Origin of the sequence: Actinomadura nitritigenes, assembly GCF_017573545.1 — a bacterium.
GTDB classification, from domain to species: domain Bacteria; phylum Actinomycetota; class Actinomycetes; order Streptosporangiales; family Streptosporangiaceae; genus Spirillospora; species Spirillospora nitritigenes.
The window spans coordinates 111,202-135,055 of record NZ_JAGEOK010000028.1 but is presented as its reverse complement, the minus strand read 5'-3'; the positions used below and the strand labels follow the sequence as shown (position 1 = coordinate 135,055).

Annotated in this window: 16 protein-coding genes and 1 pseudogene; 10 read left to right on the top strand and 7 right to left on the bottom strand. The window is 75.2% G+C overall.

From position 1 onward, the window contains the following. Positions 1 to 69 precede the first annotated feature (69 nt). Positions 70 to 3,441 carry a pyruvate carboxylase gene (locus J4557_RS35715; RefSeq protein WP_208271198.1) on the top strand — a complete coding sequence of 1,124 codons (3,372 nt, stop codon included), beginning with the start codon at positions 70 to 72 and terminating at the stop codon, positions 3,439 to 3,441. Here J4557_RS35715 and J4557_RS35710 read toward each other — a convergent pair. Next, positions 3,431 to 4,054 carry a TetR/AcrR family transcriptional regulator gene (locus tag J4557_RS35710; protein WP_243776867.1) on the bottom strand — a complete coding sequence of 208 codons (624 nt, stop codon included), beginning with the start codon at positions 4,052 to 4,054 and terminating at the stop codon, positions 3,431 to 3,433. The two genes, J4557_RS35715 and J4557_RS35710, sit on opposite strands and share 11 nt — an antisense overlap. A gap of 215 nt (positions 4,055 to 4,269) precedes the next feature. Between J4557_RS35710 and J4557_RS35705 the strand changes: the two are divergent. Then, positions 4,270 to 5,211, top strand: a pseudogene (locus J4557_RS35705) (RNA polymerase sigma factor); the annotation flags it as partial. Between the two features lie 3 nt (positions 5,212 to 5,214). Here the strand turns inward: J4557_RS35705 and J4557_RS35700 are convergent. After that, positions 5,215 to 5,760: a MarR family winged helix-turn-helix transcriptional regulator gene (locus J4557_RS35700; RefSeq protein ID WP_208271196.1), complete on the bottom strand. Its 546-nt coding sequence runs from the start codon at positions 5,758 to 5,760 to the stop codon at positions 5,215 to 5,217. Between the two features lie 47 nt (positions 5,761 to 5,807). Between J4557_RS35700 and J4557_RS35695 the strand changes: the two genes are divergently transcribed. Continuing rightward, positions 5,808 to 6,533, top strand: a complete 726-nt coding sequence (locus J4557_RS35695) for an SDR family NAD(P)-dependent oxidoreductase (RefSeq protein ID WP_208271195.1) — start codon at positions 5,808 to 5,810, stop codon at positions 6,531 to 6,533. Between the two features lie 38 nt (positions 6,534 to 6,571). Next, positions 6,572 to 9,091 carry a DUF7824 domain-containing protein gene (locus tag J4557_RS35690; RefSeq protein WP_208271194.1) on the top strand — a complete coding sequence of 840 codons (2,520 nt, stop codon included), beginning with the start codon at positions 6,572 to 6,574 and terminating at the stop codon, positions 9,089 to 9,091. A gap of 37 nt (positions 9,092 to 9,128) precedes the next feature. On the opposite strand, the gene J4557_RS35685 is transcribed toward J4557_RS35690, so the two are convergent. Continuing rightward, on the bottom strand, positions 9,129 to 10,067 hold the full coding sequence (locus J4557_RS35685) for a threonine/serine dehydratase (RefSeq protein ID WP_208271193.1): 939 nt from the start codon (positions 10,065 to 10,067) through the stop codon (positions 9,129 to 9,131). Between the two features lie 208 nt (positions 10,068 to 10,275). Between J4557_RS35685 and J4557_RS35680 the strand changes: the two genes are divergently transcribed. Continuing rightward, positions 10,276 to 10,854 (top strand): TetR/AcrR family transcriptional regulator, encoded by a 579-nt coding sequence (locus tag J4557_RS35680; RefSeq protein WP_208271192.1) that lies wholly within the window; start codon positions 10,276 to 10,278, stop codon positions 10,852 to 10,854. 63 nt (positions 10,855 to 10,917) lie between these two features. Here J4557_RS35680 and J4557_RS35675 read toward each other — a convergent pair whose 3' ends face one another. Both J4557_RS35675 and J4557_RS35670 read right to left on the bottom strand, forming a co-directional pair. Beyond that, positions 10,918 to 12,174, bottom strand: a complete 1,257-nt coding sequence (locus J4557_RS35675) for an RNA polymerase sigma factor (RefSeq protein WP_307800402.1) — start codon at positions 12,172 to 12,174, stop codon at positions 10,918 to 10,920. Between the two features lie 283 nt (positions 12,175 to 12,457). After that, positions 12,458 to 12,811, bottom strand: a complete 354-nt coding sequence (locus tag J4557_RS35670; protein WP_208271191.1) for a YciI family protein — start codon at positions 12,809 to 12,811, stop codon at positions 12,458 to 12,460. A 273-nt stretch (positions 12,812 to 13,084) separates the two neighbouring features. Here J4557_RS35670 and J4557_RS35665 point away from each other — a divergent pair, with 273 nt between their 5' ends. Beyond that, the gene (locus J4557_RS35665) at positions 13,085 to 14,011 is read left to right on the top strand and encodes a Sco1979 family transcriptional regulator (protein WP_307800401.1); all 927 of its coding nucleotides are present in this window, start codon (positions 13,085 to 13,087) and stop codon (positions 14,009 to 14,011) included. 51 nt (positions 14,012 to 14,062) lie between these two features. On the opposite strand, the gene J4557_RS35660 is transcribed toward J4557_RS35665, so the two are convergent. Both J4557_RS35660 and J4557_RS35655 read right to left on the bottom strand, forming a co-directional pair. After that, the gene (locus J4557_RS35660; RefSeq protein WP_208271190.1) at positions 14,063 to 14,815 is read right to left on the bottom strand and encodes an ABC transporter permease; all 753 of its coding nucleotides are present in this window, start codon (positions 14,813 to 14,815) and stop codon (positions 14,063 to 14,065) included. A 14-nt stretch (positions 14,816 to 14,829) separates the two neighbouring features. Beyond that, a complete protein-coding gene (locus J4557_RS35655; RefSeq protein WP_208271189.1) occupies positions 14,830 to 15,615 on the bottom strand; it encodes an ABC transporter ATP-binding protein in 786 nt (261 codons plus the stop codon). 72 nt (positions 15,616 to 15,687) lie between these two features. On the opposite strand from J4557_RS35655, the gene J4557_RS35650 reads away from it, so the two are divergent. From J4557_RS35650 to J4557_RS35635, 4 genes are all read left to right on the top strand, one after another. Then, positions 15,688 to 16,317, top strand: coding sequence for a TetR/AcrR family transcriptional regulator (locus tag J4557_RS35650; protein ID WP_208271188.1), 630 nt, complete (start codon positions 15,688 to 15,690; stop codon positions 16,315 to 16,317). A gap of 82 nt (positions 16,318 to 16,399) precedes the next feature. Next, positions 16,400 to 17,665: an alpha/beta fold hydrolase gene (locus J4557_RS35645; RefSeq protein WP_208271187.1), complete on the top strand. Its 1,266-nt coding sequence runs from the start codon at positions 16,400 to 16,402 to the stop codon at positions 17,663 to 17,665. Between the two features lie 157 nt (positions 17,666 to 17,822). Further along, the gene (locus tag J4557_RS35640; protein ID WP_208271186.1) at positions 17,823 to 21,158 is read left to right on the top strand and encodes an ABC transporter permease; all 3,336 of its coding nucleotides are present in this window, start codon (positions 17,823 to 17,825) and stop codon (positions 21,156 to 21,158) included. Next, positions 21,155 to 23,806 (top strand): FtsX-like permease family protein, encoded by a 2,652-nt coding sequence (locus J4557_RS35635; protein WP_208271185.1) that lies wholly within the window; start codon positions 21,155 to 21,157, stop codon positions 23,804 to 23,806. The genes J4557_RS35640 and J4557_RS35635 overlap by 4 nt, the downstream gene beginning before the upstream one ends. The last annotated feature ends 48 nt before the right edge of the window (positions 23,807 to 23,854 follow it).

Genomic DNA, 23,854 nt, shown 5'->3' with positions numbered 1-23,854 from the left:
GCTCAGCGCCGAGCCCGGGAGGCCGTCGGGTGCGGGCGGACGCGCCCGAGCCGTCTCCTGGGAGAGCACGTGATCACAAAGCTGCTCGTCGCGAACCGCGGCGAGATCGCCGTACGCGCGTTCCGCGCCGCGTACGAACTCGGCATCGCCAGCGTCGCCGTCTACGCCCACGAGGACCGGCTGTCGCTGCACCGGCAGAAGGCCGGCGAGGCGTACGAGATCGGCGAGCACGGCCATCCCGTCCGCGCCTACCTGGACGTGGACGGCATCGTGGAGACGGCGCTGCGGGTCGGCGCCGACGCCGTGTACCCCGGCTACGGGTTCCTGTCGGAGAGCCCGGAGCTGGCGGAGGCGTGCGAGCGCAACGGCATCACGTTCGTCGGCCCGCCGTCGCGGGTGCTGAGCCTGGCCGGCAACAAGATCGAGGCGGTCGCGGCGGCGCGGCGGGCGGGCCTGCCGGTCCTGCGGTCGGCGACGCCGGAGCCCGGCCGGGAGCTGGAGGCGGCCGACGAGGTCGGGTTCCCGCTGTTCGTGAAGGCCGCGGCGGGCGGCGGCGGGCGCGGGCTGCGCCGCGTCGACCACCGCGAGGAGCTGGAGGCCGCCGTGGACACGGCGCGCCGCGAGGCGGAGAGCGCGTTCGGCGACCCGACGGTCTTCCTGGAGCAGGCGGTGGACCGGCCCCGCCACATCGAGGTGCAGGTCCTCGCGGACGGCGCGGGGCACACCGTCCACCTGCGCGAACGCGACTGCTCGGTGCAGCGGCGGCACCAGAAGGTCGTGGAGATCGCGCCGGCGCCGCACCTGGACGCGGCCATCGCGGAGCGGCTGTGCGAGGACGCGGTGAAGTTCGCCCGCGAGATCGGCTACGTGAACGCCGGCACCGTCGAGTTCCTGGTGAACGACCGCGGCGAGCACGTCTTCATCGAGATGAACCCGCGCATCCAGGTCGAGCACACCGTGACGGAGGAGGTCACGGGCATCGACCTGGTGCAGAGCCAGCTGCGCATCGCGGGCGGCGAGACCCTCTACGACCTCGGCATCTCCCAGCAGGACGTGGTGGTCGGCGGGTTCGCGGTGCAGTGCCGGATCACGACCGAGGACCCGGCGAACGGGTTCCGTCCCGACACCGGGAAGATCTCGGCGTACCGGTCGCCGGGCGGCGCCGGGGTGCGCCTGGACACCGGCACCGCGCACGGCGGCGCGATCGTGTCCCCGCACTTCGACTCGCTGCTGGTCAAGCTGACGTGCCGGGGCCGGACGTTCGAGGAGGCCGTGCGGCGCGCGCGCAGGGCGGTCGCCGAGTTCCGCATCCGGGGCGTCGCGACGAACATCCCGTTCCTGCAGGCGCTGCTGGACGAGGAGGACTTCCGCAGGGGCGGCGTCAGCACGTCCTACATCGCCGACCATCCCGAGCTGCTCACGGCCCGGTCGAGCGGCGACCGTGCGACGCGGCTCGTCCGCTACCTGGCGGACGTCACCGTCAACAAGCCGCACGGTGAGGCGCCCACGACCCTGGACCCGGCGACCAAGCTCCCGCCGCTCCAGCTCGACGGCCCGTTCCCGGAGGGCTCCCGCGACCGGCTTCTCGCTCTCGGCGCACGCGCGTTCGCCGAGCAGTTGCGGGCGCAGAACGCGCTAGCCGTCACCGACACCACGTTCCGGGACGCGCACCAGTCGCTGCTGGCCACCCGGGTACGCACGCACGACCTCGTCGCCGCTGCGCCTTACCTCGGCCGCATGACTCCGCAGCTCCTCTCCATAGAGGCGTGGGGAGGCGCGACGTACGACGTCGCCCTCCGCTTCCTGGGCGAGTCCCCGTGGGACAGGCTCGCTGCCATCCGGGAAGCGGCACCGAACCTCTGCATCCAGATGCTGCTGCGCGGCCGCAACACCGTCGGCTACACGCCCTACCCCGACTCGGTGGCGCGCGCGTTCGTCAAGGAGGCCGCCAGTACGGGCGTCGATATCTTCCGGGTGTTCGACGCGCTGAACGACGTCGAACGCATGCGTCCCGCGATCGACGCGGCGCTCCAGACGCACGCGCTGGTGGAGGGCACCCTCTGCTACACGGGCGACCTGTCGTCCCCGGACGAGCGCCTCTACACGCTCGACTACTACCTGCGCCTCGCCGAGGAGCTGGTGGAGGCGGGCGTCCACATCCTGTGCATCAAGGACATGGCCGGTCTCCTGCGCGCTCCCGCCGCGCGCACACTGGTGAGCGCCCTGCGGGAGCGTTTCGACCTGCCCGTCCACCTCCACACCCACGACACGGCAGGCGGCCAGATCGGCACCTACATCGCGGCCATCGAAGCCGGTGTGGACGCCGTGGACGGCGCCGCCGCGCCCCTCTCCGGCACGACCAGCCAGCCGCCCCTGCAGGCGATCGTCGCGGCGACCGACTTCACCGGCCGCGCCACCGGCATCGACCTCGACGCCCTCACCGTGATGGAGCCCTACTGGGAGGCGGTGCGCAAGCTGTACGCGCCGTTCGAGATGGGCCTGCCGTCGCCGACCGGACGCGTCTACCAGCACGAGATCCCGGGCGGGCAGCTGTCGAACCTGCGGCAGCAGGCCGTCGCGCTCGGCCTCGGCGACCGGTTCGAGGAGATCGAGCGCTGCTACGCCGCCGCCGACCGCATCCTCGGCCGGCTCGTCAAGGTGACCCCGTCCAGCAAGGTCGTCGGCGACCTCGCCCTGCACCTCGTCGCCGCCGGCGCCGACCCGGACGACTTCGCCGCGAACCCCGAGCGCTACGACATCCCCGACAGCGTCATCGGGTTCCTCAACGGCGAGCTCGGCGACCCGCCCGGCGGCTGGCCCGAGCCGTTCCGCACCAAGGCGCTCGCCGGACGCCAGTACACCCCGGCCCGCGCCGAGCTGGACGGCGCCGAGGAGAAGGCGCTCGCCGGGCCCGAGGTCCGCGACACCCTCGACCGCCTGCTGTTCCCCGGCCCCGCGAAGGAGTACCGCGAGGCCCGCGCGGCCTACGGCGACCTGTCCGTCCTGCCGACCGGCGCGTTCCTCTACGGGATGCGCACCGGGCAGGAGGTCGCGTTCGACCTCGAACCGGGCGTGCGGGTCCTGGCGGGGCTCGAAGCGGTCGGCGACATCGACGAGGCGGGCGTCCGGCAGGTCATCTGCACGGTGAACGGCCAGCTCCGCACCCTGTCCGTCCGCGACAAGTCGGTCGTGTCGGACGCGCCGCCGGTGGAGCGCGCCGACCCGTCCGAACCCGGCCACGTCGGCGCGCCGTTCGACGGCTCGGTCACGATGCGCGTCGCGAAGGGCGACCGGGTGGAGGCCGGCGACACGGTCGCCACAATCGAGGCGATGAAGATGGAGGCCGCGATCACCGCCCCGGTGGCCGGGACCGTCTCCCGCCTGGCCGTCCCGGAGGCCACCCCCGTCCAGGCCGGCGACCTCCTCCTCGTCATCGCTTGACGGCGTAGTCCCCCAGGGACGGTTCCAGGAGGGCGAAGCCCTTCCCGGCGGAACCGGTGAGGGCCGCGGCGATCGCGTCGCGGTCCTCACCGGCGATGGTGCGGCGCAGCGTCTCCTCGAACAGGACGCGGTGGACGCCGATGAGCTGCGCCGAGGCGACGCGGACGACCACGTCGTCCGCGTCCGTGCCGGTCTCCTCGGCCAGGACGGCGGCGAGCGCGTGCTCGCGCTCCTCGTGGAACTCGCGCAGCCGTGCGACCAGCGCCGGGCTCTCGGTGATCATGCGGGCGAAGTCGGCGCCGGAGAAGCCGATGACCGCGTCCCGCCGGTCGACGGCGTCGAGGAACGCGCGGCGCAGCGCGGCGAGCGCGGACTCGCCCGGCGCGCGCTCGGCGACCGTGCGGGCGGGCTGGGCGACGAACTCCTCGTGCAGGTCGAGGGCCAGGTCCTCCTTGCGCGGGAAGTAGTTGGTGACCGTCATCTTCGCGACCTGCGCGGCGGCGGCGACGTCGGCGATGGTCACGCGGTCGAACCCGTGACTCAGGAACAGGCGCGTCGCCTGGTGCGAGATGGCCTGCCGCGTCTGCTGCTTCTTCAGTTCCCGCAACCCCATGCCGGGCATCCTCTCATAGGCCGACATAAATTTATAGTTGGCACATGTATAGGCTTGACCTAAGTTTATGCCGCCGGGCTGCCGGGTACCGAGATCGGGTGACCCGTTCCCTCCCGGCCGGACGAGCAAAGGACACCGCCCTGAACGCCAGCACCCCCCGTGTCGCGACCCCCGAGCCCGCCCGCGCGTCCGCGCGTCGCACGGCCGCCCGGGGCGCCTCCGCCCGCGGCGTGTCCGCGAGCCGCGACCTCGTCGACCCGATGAAGGACTACCTCTCCCGCATCGGCCGGACCCCGCTGCTCACCGCAGAGCAGGAGGTCGAGCTGGCCAAGCGCATCGAGGCCGGGCTGTTCGCGCGCGAACGCCTGGAGACCCTCGGCGACGCCCTGTCCCCGCAGGACCGCGACGACCTGGCCTGGATCGCCGCCGACGGGCGCCGCGCCAAGGAGCACATGGTCGAGGCCAACCTCCGCCTGGTCGTGTCGCTGGCCAAGCGGTACATGGGCCACGGCCTGCCGCTCAACGACCTCGTCCAGGAGGGCAACCTCGGGCTGATCCGCGCCGTGGAGAAGTTCGAGTACCGGCGCGGCCTGAAGTTCTCCACCTACGCCGTCTGGTGGATCAAGCAGGCGATCAGCCGCGCCCTCGCCGACCAGTCCCGGACGATCCGCATCCCGGTGCACGTCGTCGAGGTGCTCAATCGGATGACCCGGATCCGCCGCCGGATGATGCAGGACCTCGGCCGCGAGCCCACCTCGCAGGAGCTGGCCGTCGAGCTGGACGTCACGCCGGAGAAGGTCGAGTGGCTGCGCCGCCAGGCGCGCGAGCCGCTGTCCCTGCAGACCCCGCTCGGCGAGGACGGCGACGGCGAGCTCGCCGACGTCATCGAGGACCCCGAGGGCGGCGACCCCGCCGACGTCGTCGCGTCCTCGATGCTGCGCGGCAAGCTCGACGCCGTGCTGGAGACGCTCACCGAGCGCGAGGCCGGCGTCATCTCGATGCGGTTCGGCCTCGCCGGCGGCGAGCCGAAGACGCTCGAGGAGGTCGGCCGGGTCTACGGGGTGACCCGCGAGCGCATCCGCCAGATCGAGTCCAAGGGGATGCACAAGCTGCGCCACCCGTCCCGCCGGGAGACCCTCGCCGACCTGCTCGGCTGACGCTCAGCGCTCGCCCACCTGGCCGGGCTTGGCGTCGGCCCCGAGCCGTTCGACGAGCCCGTCCAGGAGGCGGCGCAGCAGCTCGGTGAGCTGCTCGCGCTCCTCCTCGCGCAGGTGGTCGAGGAGCGAGTCCTCGTAGGTGAGCAGCCGGTTCACGCTGTCCTCGATCAGCCGGTGGCCCGCGTCGCTGAGCCGCACCGACGAGGTCCGGCCGCGCGGCCCGCGCTCGGTCTCGACCAGCCCCGCCCGCTCCGCCCGCGCCACCCGCTGGCTGATCGCGCCCGCGGTGAGCAGCGACGCCTCGCGCAGCTGCCCGGGCGTCATCGCGTACGGCGCCCCGCGCCGGCGCAGCGTGGACAGCAGGTCGAGCGTGGCCGTGTCGATGCCGAGCCGCGCCAGCGTGCGGCGCCGCTCGTCGCCGAGCAGCTTCGCCGCGCGCCACACCCGGGTGATGATCCCGATGGACGCGACCGGCGTGCCGGGACGCTCGCGCGCCCACGCCTCCGCGATGGCGTCGACCGGGTCCCCGTGTTTGCGTTCGTCCTCCACGGCGCCTAGCTTAGGACGAAGTTTAGACCTAAACAAAGGAGGCTCCCATGACCCGCAGCGCAGTGGTGACCGGCGGCGGGACCGGCATCGGCCGGGCCGTCGCGGCGGCCCTCGCGGCGGACGGCCTGGACGTCGTCATCACCGGCCGGCGCGAGAAGGTGCTCGCCGAGACCGCCGCCGGCCTCGGCCCCCGCGTGCGGCCCGTCGTCTTCGACGTGACCGACCCCGGCCAGATCGAGGCCGCCCTCGCCGAGCTGCCCGAGACGGTGGACGTGCTCGTCAACAACGCCGGCGGCAACACCGACACCGGACGCCCCGCGCCGTCCGGCCTCGCCGGCGTCCGCGCCGCCTGGCTCGCCAACCTCGAGGCCAACCTGGTCGGAACCGTCCTCGTCACGACCGCCCTGGAACCGCGGCTCGCCCGCGGCGGCCGCGTGATCAGCATGGGCTCGATCGCGGGCGGCCGCGGCGGCGGATCGTACGGCGCGGCGAAGGCGGGCATGCGCGTCTGGAACGCCGAGCTGGCCGTGCGGGTCGGCGAGCGCGGCATCACCGCCAACGTGATCGCTCCCGGTCTCATCGAGGACACCGAGTTCTTCGGCGGCCGGTTGACCGGCGAGCGCCGCGCCGTGCTGGTCGGGCAGACCGCCACCAAGCGCGCCGGAACCCCCGAGGACGTCGCCGCGCTCGCCGCGTTCCTCGCCTCGCCGGGCGCCGGGCACATCACCGGGCAGGTCCTCCACCTCAACGGCGGCGCCTATATCGGAGCCTGACTCCGGAATGTCGGTGAGCGGGCCTAATGTTCGTGGGCATGACGACGACCGCGTGGGACGAGATCGCCGCGCTCATCGACGCGCGGGAGGCCGACGCCGTGGCCGGCGCGGTCCTCGCCCTCGACGCCGCCGGCCGCCGCGAGGTCGCCGAGGCGCTGCCCGGCCACGTGCGCGAGGTGCGGTCCCGGCGCGAGACCTGGGAGGGCATCGACGACTTCGCGCCGGCGTTCCGCGCCGCCGGGGCGGGCACGCTCGGCGGCGCGTCGGCCGTCGCGTCCTGGCTGGGCCGCCGCGAGCTCAACTCGCGCTGGATGCGCGACCACCACGACACCGCCCTGCTGATGCGCCTCTGGCAGGGCCGAGACGACGCCTGGCTCGCCGACCTCGCGCGGCGCCTCGCCCTGCGGCTGCGGAGCCCGCGCCACATCGGCCTCGACCTCGTCCTCACCCTGCTGAGGACGACCGGGACGGAACCGCCCGAGCACGACCCGCTCGTCGTCGGCTGGGTCGCCTCGGCGCCGCCGCGCGCCGGCGATCCGCTGCTCCCGGTGCTGCTGCCGCGGATCTTCGAGGCGGAGGGCGTCGGCCGCGAGCTGCGCGAGGGCGACCGCTGGATCGTGGCGCTCACCGCGCTGGCCGCGCGCGGCCAGGTCGACCGGGGGATGCTGCTGGACGGCTGCGTCCGCCGGTTCCTGCGCGGTGGGACGGCCCTCGACCTGCGGTTCTTCGTCCGGCTCCAGGACGCGCTCGCGCCGTCGGAGGCCGAGGCCGGCGCCCGCGCCCGCGACTACGCGCGGCTGCTGCCCGCCGCGCCCGGCCCCGTGGCGGAGTCCGCCCTCGAACTGCTGAAGGACCGCGACGACCTGCCGCCCGACCTCGTGGTCGAGGCCCTGGAGGGCCTGCTGTTCCGTGCCGAGTCCGGGCTCGTCCGGACGGGCCTGTCGTGGCTGGAGCGGACGGTGCGGCGCCACCCCGACGTCGTGGACGGCTGCGCCTCCGCGCTCGCGCGCGCGTTCGAGCACGAGTCGTACGCCCTCCAGCAGCGGGCCGTCCGGGTCGCGCTCAAGCTCCCGGCCGCTGCGGACGGCGCCGCCCTGCGCGACGCCGTGCCGCTGCTGCCGCCCGCCCTCGCCGCGCAGGTCGTCGCGCGTTACGGCGGCGAGGTCCGCGAAGCGGACCCGGTGGACGACGACCCCGCCCCGCCCGCCCTCGCCGTGCTCGGACGGGACCCGGACCCGGCGCCGGATCCGCTGCCGCCGCCCATCACGACGGCGGTCGAGCTGGCCGAGGCCCTCCAGGGCCGGATCGGCTGGGCGATGAGCGAGCAGCTGCTCGCCGCCTACGTCCGCCTCGCGTGGCAGGACCGTGGCGCTCTGCGGGCCGTGCTGACCCCCGTGCTGCACAAGGACTTCTATCCGTACCTCGAGCACCTGGACTGCTGGTTCGGCCCCGAGGAGTGGCTGGTCGGAATCGGGCGCCTGCTGATCGGTTCGCCGGTCCGGCACGACGGGCGCCGGATCGCCGCACGGGTGCAGGGGCCGCCCCTTGACCGGCTCTTCCTGATGCGGTTCGCCGAGGTCTACCGCGCGCTGGAGGACGGGACGCCGCCACCGGTGCTGCTGGCCACGCCGACCCGTCCGACGGGCCACGTCGACCCGCTCGCGCTCGCGGAGCGCTTGGAGGAATGCGAGGCGGCGGGCGTGGAGCCCGGCCCCGCCGACCTCCAGCAGGCGCTGCTCAGGCTGCCCCCGGGGCCCGACGCCGAGGCGGTCCGCCGGGCGGCCCGGCTGGCGTCGCGGGCGGGCCGCACCGCCGCCCGCCGGCTCGCGGAAGGCGGGGCGCCGCGCGGCGAGGTGGCCGCCGGCCCGGTCGCGGACGGCCGGCCGGAGGTCGTCATCGGCGCCGAGCCGACCGGCCTGCCGCTGGTGGACGCCGTCTTCACCGCACCGCCGAAGTACGTCGACACCGGCCGGGACTGGCACTGGACGTACTGGCCGTGGCTGCTGCCGTCCCATCCCGACGTGGTCGCCGCGCACCTCGTCCCCGGTCTGCGGCGCCGGCACGAATGGTCCGGCGTCGGCATGCCGGTCTCCGTGCTCATCGACCGGACGTCGGGGACCGGGTCGCTCGCCGAGGCCGTCGCCTTCCTCCTCGCCTGCCGGCTCGCCCTCCCGGACGACGAGCAGCCCGGCGAGGCGCTGCTGGCCCTGGCGGCGCGGGGCGACCTGCCCGCCGCCGCGCTCGGCCGGCACATCGGGCGGCTGGCGCTCGCCGGGGAGATCAAGCTGGTGCGGGTGGTCGAGGCCCTGGAACGCGCGGCGGAGGCGGGCGCGTACGCCCAGGTCTGGGAGACGATCGCCGCCGTGCTCCCGCTCCTGCACCCGGAACCGGGGCAGCGGCCGCCGTTCGCCCACGACCGGCTCATCGCGCTCGGTGCCAGGACGGCTCGGTGGGCGAAGGCGTCCGGGCCCATCCCGGAGATCGAGGACCTGGCCGCGCGGAAGGGGACGTCCAACGTCCTCCGCGCGGCCCGGTCGCTCGCGACGCAGCTGCGTTAGGCCGGGCCCGACCGCGTCGGACCGCCCTGGATCGGGGTCAGAGGTCCGACGGGTCGGTGTTGGCGCCGCACAGCACGACGACGACGCGCTCGCCGGGGGAGGGGCGGTAGGCGCCGGTGCGGAGGGCCGCGACGGCGGCGGCGGTGCCGTGCTCGACGACCTGCCGGTACTCCTCCCAGACGAAACGGCGCGCGTCGACGATCGCCTCGTCGGAGACCAGCGCCGGCACCACACCGGTGCGGGTGGCGACGGCGTGGGCGATGTCGCCGAGGCGGGTGGCGCCGAGGGAGTCGGCGGCGACGCCGGAGACGGGGACGTCCACCGGGCGGCCGGCGCGCAGGGCGCGTTCGAGGGTCGGGATGGTCTCCGGCTCGACGCCGACGACGCGGGCGCGGCCTTCGAGGGCGGCGGCGACCCCCGCCATCAGCCCGCCCCCGCCGACGGCGAGGAGGACCGTGTCGACCTCGCCGCCGGTCTGGTCGAGGATCTCCAGGCCGAGGGTGCCCTGGCCGGCGCAGACCTCGGGCTGGTCGTAGGCGTGGCAGAACAGGGCGCCGGTGTCGGCGGCGCGCTTGGTGGCGGCGTCCTGCGCCTCGGCGTAGCGGGTGCCGACCTGGACGACGGTGGCGCCGAGCGCGCGCAGCCGCGCGACCTTCACCGGCGGGGCCGTCTCGGGGACGAACACCTCGGCGGGCGCGCCGACCTCGGCGGCGGCGTAGGCGAACGCGAGGCCCGCGTTGCCGCCGGACGCCGCGACGACGCCGGCCTCCGGGAGCCGCCCGCCGTCCCGCGCGGCGAGGATGTGGTTGAACGCGCCGCGCGCCTTGAACGACCCGGTGTGCTGGGTCTGCTCCAGCTTCAGCCACATCCGCCCGGCGGGGGCGAGCGGGCCGGGGTCCACGCCGAGCAGCGGCGTCTCGCGGACGCGGCCGGCGACGCGGCCGGCGGCGGCCTGGACGTCCGGAAGCGCGATCACGGGGGGCTCCTCTCCGCGGACGCGGCGTCCGCATCCACCATCAGTACCATCCCGGCCGGACGCTCCTGGCGGATGGCGCGTTCCGTGGGGTGCGCGGCGCCGCCGCGCGGCCGGGTCCGGTCGCTAGCCGCGCTAACTAGCCGGGCGTCAAGTAAGTTGCCGCGATACGGTGGAGGACGGGGCAGGACGGCCGGAGGAGAGGCACACCGTGGGCAAGCCGCAGACGCGTCGCAAGGACACCAGGGAACGCATCCTGGACGTCGCGCTGGAGCTCTTCCTCGAACGCGGCTACGACCAGACCTCGCTGCGGGAGATCGCCGAGCGGCTCGACGTGACCAAGGCCGCCCTCTACTACCACTTCCGCACGAAGGAGGACATCCTCGACGCTCTCGTCGGCGGCATCGGCGAGCGCCTGGACGAGCTGATCGCCTGGGCCCGCGCCCAGCCCGCGACGCTGGAGACCAGGCGCGAGCTGCTGCGCCGCCTGAACGAGGACCTGGAGGAATGGGCCCCGGTCTTCCAGTTCCTCCAGGAGAACCAGGCGGCGCTGCGCGGCCGGACCGCGCCGAAGACCTTCCGCGACCGCATGCAGGTGCTCGGCACCCTGCTCACCGACCCGGACACCCCCGTCCTCGAGCGCGTCCGGTCCCTCAGCGCGCTGTTCACCGTCTACTTCGGCAGCTTCGCGATCTCCTCCATGGAGGGGACGCCGGAGGAGAAGCGCGCAGCCCTGCTTCAGGTCGCCTGGGAGCAGATCGACGCCGCCCACGCCGCCTCCCGCCCGTGACCGCACGCCCGTGACCGCCGCGGCGACGCGGCTTCCAGGACGTCGGCGAGATCGTCGACGCGTTCACTGGGCGCCCGGCAGGGCGGCGGCCCGGTCGAGCAGGACGCGGCGCTCGGGCGCGTTGCGGGTGAGCTCCGCGGCGCGCTCGAACTCCGCGCGGGCCTCGGCGGCCCGGCCGAGGCGGGCGAGCAGGTCGCCCCGGACGCCGGGCAGCAGGGGGTAGCCGCGCAGGGCGGCTTCGCCGGCGATGGCGTCGACGAGCCGGAGGCCCGCCTCGGGGCCGTCCGCCATCCCGACGGCGACGGCCCGGTTCAGCTCGACGATCGGGGACGGCGCGACCCGGGCGAGGTGCCCGTACAGCGAGGCGATCTGCGCCCAGTCGGTGTCGGCGGCGGTGGCGGCCTGCGCGTGGCAGGCGGCGATCGCGGCCTGCAGGACGTACGGGCCGGGCGGCGCGCCGATCTCGCGCGCACGCAGCAGGGCGGCGAAGCCGCGGTGGATGAGCAGCCGGTCCCAGCGGCTGCGGTCCTGCTCGTGCAGGGGGACGGGTTCGCCGGACGGCCCGGTGCGGGCGCGGATGCGGGACGCCTGGATCTCCATCAGCGCGACGAGCCCGTGCACCTCCGGCTCCCCGGGCGCGAGGTGGGCGAGGATGCGGCCGAGGCGCAGCGCCTCCTGGCACAGGTCCGTGCGGACCCAGTCGTCGCCGCCGCTCGCCGCGTAGCCCTCGTTGAAGATCAGGTAGACGACCTCCAGGACCGACGACAGCCGGGCGGCCCGGTCGGGGCCCTCCGGCACCTCGAACGGGACGCCGGCCTCCGACAGCGTCCGCTTGGCCCGGACGATCCGCTGCGCGACGGTCGGCTCGGAGGTCAGGAACGCGCGGGCGATCTCCTCGGTGGTGAGCCCGCCGAGCATGCGCAGCGTCATCGCGACCCGGGCCTGCGTGGACAGCACGGGGTGGCAGGCGGTGAAGACGAGCCGGAGCACGTCGTCCTCGATGTGCTCGTCGTCGGCGGCGAGGTCGAACTCGGGCGGCGCCTCCCGCGCCTCGGGCTCCAGGCCGTGCCCGATCTCCTCGAGCTTGGTCTCCAGCCGCTGCTCGCGGCGGATCCGGTCGATGGCGCGGCGCTTGCCGACGGCCATGAGCCAGGCGCCCGGGTTGTCCGGGACGCCCGACCCGGGCCACTGTTCGAGCGCGGCCACCAGCGCGTCCTGCGCGAGCTCCTCGGCGAGCCCGACGTCGCGCACCAGGCGGGCCAGCCCGGCGATGATGCGGGCGGACTCCAGCCGCCAGACCGCGTCGATGCTCGCGTGCACGCCCGCCGGCCGGCCTCCGCCCGCCGCGCCCGCGCCGGCGCGCGGCGGTTCCGGGGCGCCCGCTCCAGGGCCGCCCGTGTCGGGAGGGCCGGCGTCGGGGCCGCCCGCGTCGGGAGGGCCGGCGTCGGGGCTGCCCGTGTCGGGCGCGTCGGGGGCGTCCGGGGCGGCGGATGGCGTCACGGTGCCGATGACAGCACCCGCGCCGCCCGCCGCGCAACCCGGACAACACCTCCCCGCAGGTCACCGGCCGTACGGGCGGGGCCGGGGCCGGGCGTTCAGGCGATCAGGCGCCGGGGACCTCGTCGCCCGGGCCGAAGACCTGCTGGATGACGCCCTCGCCGTCGCCGACGATCTGGAAGAAGCGCTTGGACAGCTCGATGGCCTCCTCCCGGCTCCGCGCCTCGACCAGCGCGAAGCCGACCACGCCCTCCTTGGCCTCGGCGAACGGGCCGTCGGTGACGGTGACCTTGCCGCCGGACGCCTTGATGCGGGTGCCGCCGGGCTCCAGGCCGCCGGTCGCCAGCAGCACGCCGGCCGCGGACATCTCGGCGATGAACGCGCCCATCTCCGCCATCATCGCCTCGTCCGGCGCGCCCTGCTGCTCGCCATCGTCCGTGGTCATCATCATGAAGCGCATCGGTGCCTCCGTGGTCCTGCCGGGCCGGGTCCTTCCCGGCCCTCACTGACGCGTCGAGCGGGGGCGGGGCGGATCGACATCCGCCGCGACTTTTTTCGGGGTTTTCTTGCCGGTTCGAATCCTGCCAGGTCAGTGGCGGTTCGCCGGAGATCTTCCGGAAGAATCGCCTGAGAATCTCACGAATCGGTCCACCGGAGTGCCTTGGGCAACGCGCACGCGGACGGGTAACTTCTTTGCGGAAGGCACGTCGACGTGCGCCGGAGGAGGCGTCCCGTGGGAGACCCGAGACTCGGACCGGAAGCGCCGCCCGAGGCGTCCGGGCCCGGCGCGCCCGTCCCGTCCGGCACCGCCGCGTCGGGCCCCACCGTGCTCCGCATGGTCGTCGGCGCGCAGCTGCGCCGGCTCCGCGAGGCCGCCGAGATCTCCACCGAGGCCGCCGGCTACGAGATCCGCGGCTCGCACTCCAAGATCAGCCGGATGGAGCTGGGCCGCGTCGGGTTCAAGGAGCGCGACGTCGCCGACCTGCTCACCCTCTACGGGGTGGACGACCCGGTCCGCCGCGAGGCGCTGCTGGAACTGGCCGAGCAGGCGAACCGGCCCGGCTGGTGGCAGCCGTACGCCGACGTCGTGCCCGGCTGGTTCGAGCCGTACCTCGGCCTGGAGCAGGGCGCCGTGCTGATCCGGGTGTTCGAGGTGCAGAACGTCCCGGACCTGCTGCAGACACCCGGCTACGCCCGGGCGCTCCTCGCCGCCCGGTACCCCGACGCGAGCGCCGGGGAGATCGACCGCCGCGTCGAGCTGCGGATGCGCCGCCGCCTCGTGCTGGAGCGGCCCGAGCCGGTGAAGCTGTGGGCGGTGCTGGACGAGGCCGCGCTGCGCCGCGTCGTCGGCGGGCCCGCGGTGATGCGCGAGCAGCTGCGGCACCTGGTCGAGATCTCGCGGCTGCCGAACGTCACCGTCCAGATGCTGCCGTTCGCCGCCGGCGGGCACGCCGCCGAGAGCGGCCCGGTGACCCTGCTCCGGTTCGCCGAGCCGGAACTGCCGGACGTCGTGTACCTGGAGCAGCTCACCGGCGCCCTGTACCCGGACCGCCCGTCCGACGTCACGCGGTACCGGGACGCGCTGAACCGGCTGGGGGTGCAGGCCGAGCCGCCCGCCCGCACGCCCGACCTCATCGCCGGCGTCCTCGCCCGCATCTGACGTCCCGGGCGAGCCGGCCTCGCCCGCGTCCGGCCTCGCCCGCGTCCGGCGTCAGCCGCCGCGCCGGAACAGCCAGGCCCCGGCGGCCAGCGACACCCCCGCGAACACCGCCGTCACCGCCGCGCCGACCGCGAACGTCCCGTTCGCGTAGTGACCGAGGTACGCCTGCCGGACGGCGTCCACCGTGTACCGGAACGGGACGGCCCGGGACGCGCCGTCCAGCCAGCCCGGTGCCAGCGTCATCGGCAGCAGCAGGCCGGACAGTAGCATCAGCGGCATCCCCGCCGTGTTGGCGATCGCGGCGAACTCCGGCGGCGTCCGCACGTTCATCGCCAGCCCGTACGACAGCGCCGACAGCGCGGCCGACAGCACGGCGACGAACGCGAACCCGGCCAGCACGCCCGCGACCGGGGCGCGCAGCCCGAACGCGAGGCCGAGCAGCACCAGCAGCGCCGCCTGGACGGCGAGCTGCACCACGTCCCGCAGCGTCCGGCCGAGCAGCAGCGCCGCCGGCCGCACCGGCGTGACCCGCATCCGGTCGATGACGCCCTGGCCGCGCTCCACGATGATGCCGAGCCCGACGTACGAGCCGCCGAGGATCGCGAGCTGGACGATCACGCCCGGCACGAACGTCTGCCATGACGAGCCGTCCGCGCCGAGGCTGAGCCGGGTGAGCAGCGGGCCGAACAGGGCGAGGAAGAGCAGCGGCTGCAGCATGCCGAAGAGCAGGTTCGTCTTGGACCGCGTCGTCGCCCGCATGCAGCGGCCGAAGATGACGCCGGTGTCGGTGAGGAGTTCGCGCATCGGGATTCTCCGGTTCAGATCGCGATGGGCGCGCGCTCGTCCGGGGCGCCGTGCCCCGTGATGGCGAGGAACGCGTCCTGGAGGCTGGCGGCGGGGTCGCCCGCATAGCGGGCCTTGAGGTCGGCGGGGGAGCCCTCCGCGACGACCGTCCCCGCGTCCACGACGACGATGCGGTCTGCGAGCGTGTCCGCCTCGTCCAGGTAGTGAGTGGTGAGGAAGACGGTGGTGCCGTGCTCGTCGCGGATCCGGCGGACGAGGTCCCACAGCTCGGCGCGGCTGCCGGGGTCCAGCCCGGTGGTCGGCTCGTCCAGGAACAGCACCGTCGGCCGGTTGACGAGCCCGAGCGCGATCTCCAGCCGCCGCCGCTGCCCGCCGGACAGCGCGCCGGTCGGCCGTGCCATCAGATCGGTGAGCGCCAGGTCGCCGGCCAGCCGCTCCGCCCGCTCCCGGGACTCGGCGCGGGTCAGCCGGTGCAGCCGCCCTTGGGTGACGAGTTCCTCCAGCACCGAGCAGGCCGGGTCGAGGCCGCCCGCCTGCGCGACGTATCCGATCGACCGGCGCACGCCGGCCGGGTCGCGGCGCAGGTCGTGGCCCGCGACCTCCGCTTCGCCGCCGGTCGGCGGCAGCAGCGTCGTGAGCATCCGCAGCGTCGTCGTCTTCCCGGCGCCGTTCGGTCCGAGGAACCCGAGGATCTCGCCGGACGCGACGGACAGGTCGATGCCGCGCACCGCGTGCACGGGGCCGGACTTGAGGGCGAACGTCCGGGTCAGGCCGCGGGCGCTGATGACTGGCGTGGACATGGCGGCGATAAAATCACAATGCATTGCAAACTTGCAATCGACTTGAACTTTGCGTCCGGCTACAGTGTCCGCATGGCGGAGGGGCTCCGGGACCGGAAGAAGCGGGAGACGCGGCGGCGCATCGCGGACACGGCCGTCGCGCTGTTCGTGGAGCGCGGCTTCGACCGGGTGACGATCGCCGAGGTCGCCGCCGCCGCGGACGTCTCCGTGAACACCGTCTACAACTACTTCGACGCCAAGGAGGACCTCGTCCTCCCGCCGCACCAGGGCGACCGGCTCGCCGGGATCGTCCGGGAGCGCGAGCGCGGGGAGTCCGCCGCCGAGGCCGTCCTGCGGTGCCTCCGCGAGGAGGTCGCGCGCCGCGACCCGTCCCTCGGCCTCACCCCCGGCTTCGCCGGCTTCTACGCGATGATGCGCGCCGCCCCGACCCTCATCGCGCGGCTCGACGAGATCGCCGTGCGGATGACCGCGTCCCTCACCGACCTGCTGGCCGCCGAGACCGGCGCCGCCTCCGGCGACCCGCTGCCCGCGCTGGTCGCCGGCCAGATCGGCTGGCTGCACGCGCACGTCCTGGGCGAGGTCGGCAGGCGCACCGACGCGCGCGAGGATCCCGAGAGGACGGCGGCGGCCCTCCTGCACCTCCTCGACGCCATCGAAGACCTCCTCGGCCCCCGCGTCCTCGACTACGCCCGCCGCCCCTGACCGGGACCGCCGTGCGGTCAGGGGGTGGCCGTTCCAGGGGACGCCTTCCAGAACGGCCGTCTCCGTCGGCGATAGTGGGGGGATGCCGAACTCGTTCACCCGGCCCGGGTACGCGTGCACGGACCACTTCCTCGACGTGCCGCTCGACCACGGCGATCCGGCCGGTCCCGCGATCCGGATCTACGCGCGGGAGGTCGTCGCGCCCGGGAAGCAGGGCGCGGACCTGCCGTGGCTGCTCTACCTGCAGGGCGGGCCCGGCAACAAGTCGCCGCGGCCCGGCGCGATGCCCGCGGCGTGGCTCGCCCGCGCGCTCCAGGACTACCGGGTGCTGCTGCTCGACCAGCGCGGCACCGGGCGCAGCACGCCGCTGAACCGGCAGACGCTCCCGGCCGACCCGGAGGCCGCCGCCGGGCTCCTGCGGCACTTCCGCGCCGACTCGATCGTCCGGGACGCGGAGCTGCTGCGCCGCCACCTGGCCGGGGACCGTCCGTGGAGCGTTCTCGGGCAGAGCTTCGGCGGCTTCTGCACGGTGACGTACCTGTCGATCGCGCCGGAGGGGCTGAGCGAGGCGTTCGTCACCGGCGGGCTGCCGAGCCTGACGGCGACGCCCGACGACTGGTACCGGGCGGCGTACCGGCGGATCGCCGCCGCCAACGAGCGCTACTTCGCCCGCTATCCGGGGGACCAGGACGTCGCGCGCCGCATCGCCGCGCACCTGGACCGGGCCGACGAGCGCCTGCCCGGCGGGGAGCGCCTGACCGCCCGCCGGTTCCAGGGCACCGGCATCGGGCTCGGCCATTCCGCGCAGTTCGACAATCTGCATTACCTGATGGAAGAGGCGTTCATCGCGGACGGCCGGCTCTCCGACACGTTCCTGCACGGCGTGAACGCGATCGTGTCGTTCGCCGCGCAGCCGCTCTACGCGCTCATCCACGAATCGTCCGTCAGCAACGGGACGGCGGCGAACTGGTCGGCCGCCCGGGTGGCCGAGGAGTTCCCGGAGTTCGCGCCGCAGGCCGAGCCGTTCCGTTTCCTGGGCGAGACCATCTTCCCGTCCTTCTTCGAGGAGGACCCGGCGCTGGTCCCGCTGCGGGAGTGCGCCGACCTCGTCGCGGCGCACGAATGGCCCGCCCTGTACGACCCGGAACGGCTGGCGTCCACGACCGTTCCGGTCGCGGCGGCCGTCTACTACGACGACATGTACGTGGACCGCGAGATGTCGATGGCGACGGCCGCCGCCATTCCGGGGATCCGGACGTGGGTGACCAGCGAGCACGCGCACAACGGCCTGTCGGCGGACGCGAACGTCCTGGACCGCCTCATCGCCCTCCGCCGCGGCGACGCGTGAGCGCGTGCCCGCGTGAGCGCCCGCACGCGGGCGCCGGCTTATCGGCGTGGCGCCTGATCTGTCCAGATCATGGTGAAGTACCGGAAATGTTGCGATAGGTAAAAGAAACAACCTCAGCTCTTGTTGTCCGGATCACACCCATTGATCATGTGCGGCTATGGGGCAACGGGGGCTCGTCGTCAGGCGCATGGCCGCGGACCGCACGCTGGTGCTGGCCGCGTGCGCCACCGCGCTGTTCGCCACGACCGTCCTCGCGGCCCTCGTCGGCTACGCGGGCTCGGTGACCCGCGAGGGCCTGCGGCGCACGCTCGCCGACGCGACGTTCGCCTCGGCCGGCACGACGCTCGGCACCAACGTCCCGGCCGGCGGCCTCGCCACCGCCCAGCACCAGGTGGACGGAGCGCTCAGGCAGATCTACCGGGACGTCCCGCTGACGGTCTCGATGGGCGTCCGCAGCGACTCCTACACCCTGCCGGGACAGGAGAAGATCGAGCACCCCCAGCTGACCGCGTTCGAGACCTACACCGGCATCGAGCGGCACGCGCGCCTCGCCCAGGGACGCTGGCCCTCGCCCGGCGCCGGGGCCGGCAAGGACGCCGAGATGGAGGCCGCCCTCCCGGCCGCCGCCGCCCGCTCCATGCACGCGTCGGTCGGCGACGTCCTCACCCTGCACGGCCGCGTCGACAAGACGTCGGTCGTGCGCGCCCGGATCGTCGGGCTGTTCGAGGTGCCCCGCCCGGACGACTACTTCTGGCAGGGCGACCAGCTGATCACCACCGGCGCCGAGCACGGCGACTACACCACCTACGGGCCGCTCGTCGTCCCGCAGGACGTGTTCGCCGCCCGCCTCACCGGCACCGGCCTGGACGTCCGGTGGACGGTCATGCCCGACCTCCGGACCATCGGCACCGGAGACCTCGACGGGCTCGCCGACCGCGCCGGCCGCAGCGCCGCCATCGTCCAGAAGGCCGCCGGCGGCGCCCAGTACACCGTCGTGACGAGCCTGCCGAAGCTCGCCTCCCAGCTCGCCGACGCGGTCCGGGTCACCCGGTCCACGATGCTGATCCCGGTGCTCCAGCTGATCCTGCTGGCCGGGTGCGCCTGGATGCTCGTCGCCCGGCTCCTGGCCGACCACCGGCGCGGCGAGGTCGCGCTGCTGCGCACCCGCGGCCTCGGCATGCGCCAGCTCGCCGCGCTCGGCGTCGCCGAGGGCGCCCTGATCGTGCTGCCCGCCGCGGTGTGCGGGCCGCTGCTCGCCGGGCCGCTGCTGCACCTCGCCGGATGGGCGCCCGCGATCCGCGCGTCCGGGCTGCGGCTCGACGCCGGGCCCCTCGCGCCGCTGTTCGGCGTCTCGGTCGCCACCGCGCTCGCCGGCGCCGCCGCGCTCACCGTCCCGACGCTGCGCGGCGCCAACCGCACCTTCGTCGAGGCGCAGGCCGGCATCGGCCGCACCCGCCGCGGCGGGCTCGTCGGATCGGGCGCCGACCTGGCGCTGCTGCTCGTCGCCGCGCTCGCGATCTGGCAGCTCACCCGGTACGGCGTCGACGGGACGGGCGCGTCCGGCGGCGCGTCCGGCGTCGACCCGGTCATCGTGTCCGGGCCCGCGCTCGGGCTGCTCGCCGGCGCCGTCCTGCTGCTGCGCGTCGTCCCCGTCGCGTCCGGCGCCGCCGAACGCGTCGCCGCGCGCGGCCGCGGCCTCGCCCCCGCGCTCGGCGCCCGCCAGGTCGGCCGCCGCCCGGTCCGCTACGCCGGACCCGTCCTGCTGCTGGTCATGGCGATCGCCGTCGGGGTCCTGTCGGTCACCACGATGGCGAGCTGGCGGCGCTCGCAGACCGACCAGGCCGACTTCCAGAGCGGCGCCGACCTGCGCGTCAGCGCGCCGGCCGGGGTCTTCGCGCCGACCGCGCTCGGCGGCGGCGGACGGGTCGCCGCGCTGCCCGGCGTCACCTCCGTGACCGGCGTCCTGCGCGTCGAGGGCGCCGTCGGCACCGCGTCCGCGACCATGCTCGCCGCCGACGCCGAGCGCCTCGGGACGATGCTGCGGATCCGCTCCGACCTCCGGGACGGGCTGGCGCTCGGCGAGCTGGCCGCGGCCCGCCCGAAGGCGCCCGCGCTCACCGTCCCCGGCAGGCCCGCGCGGCTGCTGTTCGACGTCCGGCTGAAGCGCACCGGCTCCGCGCCGCCGCTGCCCGACGGCACCGTCCCCCCGCCGGTCGGCGAGTACAAGGCCCAGGCCACCGTCGCCGACGCCCGCGGCGTCACCGCCCGCGTCCAGCTCGCCGGCATCCCCGCGGACGGCAGGACCCACACCGTCGCGGTCGACACCGCCGCCCTCGCCGGACCCGGCGGCGTGCTGAGCTACCCCCTGTCGGTCCGCGCCCTGCACTACTCCTACGACGACAACGGGTACAGCGGGCCCCTCGACCTGACCCTGGAGCGCGTCCGAGGCGAAGGGACCGGCGACGCCGCGACGCCCGCCGGAGCGGGCTGGGACGTCTTCGCCGAGCCGGTGGACCCCGTCCACCCGTCGCGCCCGAAGCTCGAGAAGGGCCCCGGGCTCGCCGAGATCGCGATCCCCGCGAGCCCGCCCGGCGAGGTCGTGTTCGGCAGCCTCCGGCTCGCCAGCGGGAGGACCGTCCACGCGGTGCTCGGCACCGGCGCGCCACCGCCACACGGCGACCAGAACGAGCACCTCCAGCCGGTCGTGCCGGGCATCATCACCGGCGCCGCCGCGTCCCGCGCGAAGGTCGGCGTCGGCGCCACCTTCACCCTGAGCACCATCGACGGGGACCAGCCCGTCAAGGTCATCGGCATCGTCGGCGCGCTGCCCACGACCACGCCGGACGCCCCCGCCGTCCTCGTCGACCTGCCCACCCTCGTGGAGAAGCGGCTCGCCGCCGGGCGCGCAGGCCCCGACAGCACCCGGCCCGGCGAATGGTGGGCGTCCGTCCGCGATGACCGCACGGGACCCGCCGCCAGGGCCGCCGGCGCCCACCGCGAATGGGGCGAGGTGACCGGCGACCGCGCCGCGCTCCGCTCCCGGCTGCGCGACGCCCCGCTCGGCGCCGCGCTCCAGGGCGCGCTCGTCCTCGGCTTCGGCTCCGCGCTCGCCTTCGCCGTCATCGCGTTCGTCGTGAACGCCGCCGTCACCGCCGGGCAGCGGTCCCGCGAGTTCGCGGTGCTGCGCGCCCTCGGCGTCCATCCCCGGCAGGTCACCGGGATGCTGGCCGTCGAGCAGGCGTTCCTCGTCGTGCTCGGCCTCGCCGGCGGCACCGCGCTCGGCCTGCTCGTCGCGCGGCTGGTCGTCCCGCACCTGGTCGTCGGGGTGCAGGCCACCGAGCCCTACCCGCCGGCCGTCCTGATCGTCCAGTGGCCGCTGGTCGCGGCGATGCTCGCCGGGACGGCCGCCGTCCTCGGGCTCGTGCTGCCGCCGGTCATCCGGGTCCTGCGCCGCCGCGACGTCGGCGCCGGACTGCGCGCGGGGGAGGAATGATGCGCCGAGCCCTGCACGCCGGGCCCTGGTTCCGGCTGGCCCGCTCGCAGTGGGCGCCGCTCACCGCGCTCGCCGTGCTGACGCTGGTGACGGCGCTGCTGGCGGTCGCCGTCCCGGCCGCGACCGCCGCCGGGTACGACCGCGACGCCACCGCCGCCGTCGGCACCGACGCCGACCTGAGGGTGGTCGGCCAGGCGAAGGGCGCCGGCGCCTCCAGCGCCGTCCCGAACATGGGTGCCCTCACCGCCAACGCGTTCACCTGGCAGCAGCTCCTCCCGGGTTCGCTGCGGACCGTCACGGGCCCGCCCGAGGCGTCCGTCGCCCTGACCAACCCGCAGGGGATCGGCGGGGAGTTCGCGCAGCCGCGGGAGCTGGCCCTGGACTGGGAACCGGAGGCGGACCAGCGCATCAGGATCGTCGCGGGGCGCCCGCCGGTGAACGAGCCTCCGCAGGGTCCCGGCCCCTCCACACCCGAGATCCAGGTGATGGTCTCGCAGCGGTACGCGGACGCCATGGGCTACAAGGCCGGCGCCCGGCTCACCCTCTTCGACGAGGACACCCCCGAGCCGCTGCACGTCCGCATCACCGGGCTCTACGCGCCGGTGAACCCCCGCGACACCTTCTGGGCGTCGCGCGTCTCCGTGCTCCAGCCCACCGAGAGGATCGTCGGGCGGGAGGGCACCAGGGTCGCCCACGGCACCGCGCTGATGGACGCCGGCGGCTACACCATGATCGCCGCCGGCTCCCAGCGGGGCTTCACCTTCACCTGGCGGTTCCCGGTGCGGACCGGTGCGGTCGACACCGGCCGGGCGCGCACCATCGCCGCCGACCTCGACTCCTACCGTGCCGCCGTGCAGGGCCGCCCGGGGCTGTTCGCGTGCACGGTGGACACCCCGCTGGAAGGACGGCTGGACGCCTTCCTCGGCCGGCTGCGCACCGCCCGGTCCGTTCTCGGGATGGCGCTGGCGGCGCTGCTCGCCGTCGGCGCCGGGGTGCTGCTGCTCGCCGCCGGCCTCCTCGGCGAACGGCTCCGGCCCGTCCTCGGCACGATGCGCGCCCGCGGCGCGTCGCTCCGCCAGCTCGCACGCTACGCCGGCGGCCTCACCGCCCTCGCCGTCGTGCCCGCCGCGGCGGCCGGCTCCGCCGCGGGGCTCCTGCTCGACACCGGGCCGCCCCAGGCGAGCTCGTTCTCCGCGGTCGCCGCGCTGGCCGTGGTCGTGCTCGCGCTGTCCGGCGCGATGGTGCTGCGCGAGCGCGGCGGCGGCCTCGGCTCCGCCGGCGGCGCCCGCCGCGACGACTTCACCGCCGCGCGCCCGTCGGCGCGCCGCCTCGTCCTGGACCTGCTGCTGGTCGTCGTCGCGGTCGCCGGTGTCGTGGTGCTGCGGCAGCGCGGCGGCGCGTCCGGCGGCGATCCGCTCGTCGCCGCCGTCCCCGTGCTGCTCGGCGCCGCGCTCGGCATGCTCGTCCTGCGCGCCTACCCGTACCTGCTGCGCGCCGCCGCGCCGCTGCTGCGCCGGGGCCGCGGCGCCGTCTGGTTCGTCGGCCTCGCGCGCGCCTCCCGGCAGAGCGTGATCGGCGCGCTGCCACTGGTCATCCTGCTGCTCGCCGCCGCCGTCGCCGGATTCAGCGCGACCGTGGACGCGGCGCTGCGGCACGGGCAGGTCCGCGCCTCCTACAGCGTCGTCGGCGGCGACGTCCGCGCCGGCTCCACCGGTCTCGACCCTGGCGTCGTCGCCAAGGCCCGCGCGGTCAAGGGCGTCACCGCCGTCGTCCCGGCCCGGGTCGTCCAGCAGGTCACCGGGCCCGGCGAGCCGGCCCCCATCACCGTCGTCGGCATCGACCTCGACGCCTACCGCGCGGCCTTCCCCGGCGTCCCCGGCATCCCCGACGCGCCGCACGGGCAGCTCGTCTCGCCCGGCGCCGCAGGGATCCTCGATTCCGGGTCCAAGGCGGTCACCCTCAGCAGCCACTACATCGACCCGTTCCGGTTCAAACCGGACGCGACGATCGAGCGGTTCCCCTCCATGGACACCGGATCCGCCTTCGTGGTCGTCCCGTACAAGACGTTCGGCTCCGGCAACTACCCCACGGAGCTCTTCGTCCGCGGGGACCACGTCGACGTCGCTGCGCTGCGCAAGGTCCTCGACGCCGCCGCCCCTAAGGGCGCCCCCAGGGACGTGCAGCTGCGCCGCGACGTCCTGCACGGCATGACCGCCGTCCCGATGGTCGACCTTGTGCACCGCACGTTCCGGAACGCGGCCCTGATCGGCGGCGGGTACGGGCTGCTCGCCGTCCTGCTCGTCCTGGTGGTCGGCGCGCGCGCCCGCGGACGGACCGTCGCGCACCTGCGCGTCCTCGGCCTGAACCGGCGGCAGAGCCGCGCTCTCGCTCTCGTTGAGATCGCCCCGGTGCTGCTGTGCGCGGTCGCCGCCGGCTGGATCCTCGGGCTGCTGCTGCCGGAGATCACCGGTCCGGTCGTCGACCTGCGCTCCTACACGTCCGGGTTCACCGCGACCGGCCACACGCCCGGCACCGCCGCGCTGCTGGGGCTGCTGGCCGCGCTGCTGCTCGCCGCCGCGGCGGCCCTCGCCGTCGACCGCGCCTTCGACCGCCCGGCCCTGGGCGACGTCCTGAGAACGGGGGACTGAGATGAGCGAAGCGAACCGGGGAGCGCGGGGGCCGTGCCCCCGCAGGTA

Bases quoted from the DNA above. Each gene is read 5' to 3' on its own strand.
- J4557_RS35710 (WP_243776867.1), bottom strand. From the start codon at position 4,054: ATGGGGTTGCGGGAACTGAAGAAGCAGCAGACGCGGCAGGCCATCTCG.
- J4557_RS35695 (WP_208271195.1), top strand. From the start codon at position 5,808: ATGACCCGCAGCGCAGTGGTGACCGGCGGCGGGACCGGCATCGGCCGG.
- J4557_RS35690 (WP_208271194.1), top strand. From the start codon at position 6,572: ATGACGACGACCGCGTGGGACGAGATCGCCGCGCTCATCGACGCGCGG.
- J4557_RS35670 (WP_208271191.1), bottom strand. From the start codon at position 12,811: ATGCGCTTCATGATGATGACCACGGACGATGGCGAGCAGCAGGGCGCG.
- J4557_RS35660 (WP_208271190.1), bottom strand. From the start codon at position 14,815: ATGCGCGAACTCCTCACCGACACCGGCGTCATCTTCGGCCGCTGCATG.
- J4557_RS35655 (WP_208271189.1), bottom strand. From the start codon at position 15,615: ATGTCCACGCCAGTCATCAGCGCCCGCGGCCTGACCCGGACGTTCGCC.
- J4557_RS35650 (WP_208271188.1), top strand. From the start codon at position 15,688: ATGGCGGAGGGGCTCCGGGACCGGAAGAAGCGGGAGACGCGGCGGCGC.
- J4557_RS35645 (WP_208271187.1), top strand. From the start codon at position 16,400: ATGCCGAACTCGTTCACCCGGCCCGGGTACGCGTGCACGGACCACTTC.
- J4557_RS35640 (WP_208271186.1), top strand. From the start codon at position 17,823: ATGGGGCAACGGGGGCTCGTCGTCAGGCGCATGGCCGCGGACCGCACG.
- J4557_RS35635 (WP_208271185.1), top strand. From the start codon at position 21,155: ATGATGCGCCGAGCCCTGCACGCCGGGCCCTGGTTCCGGCTGGCCCGC.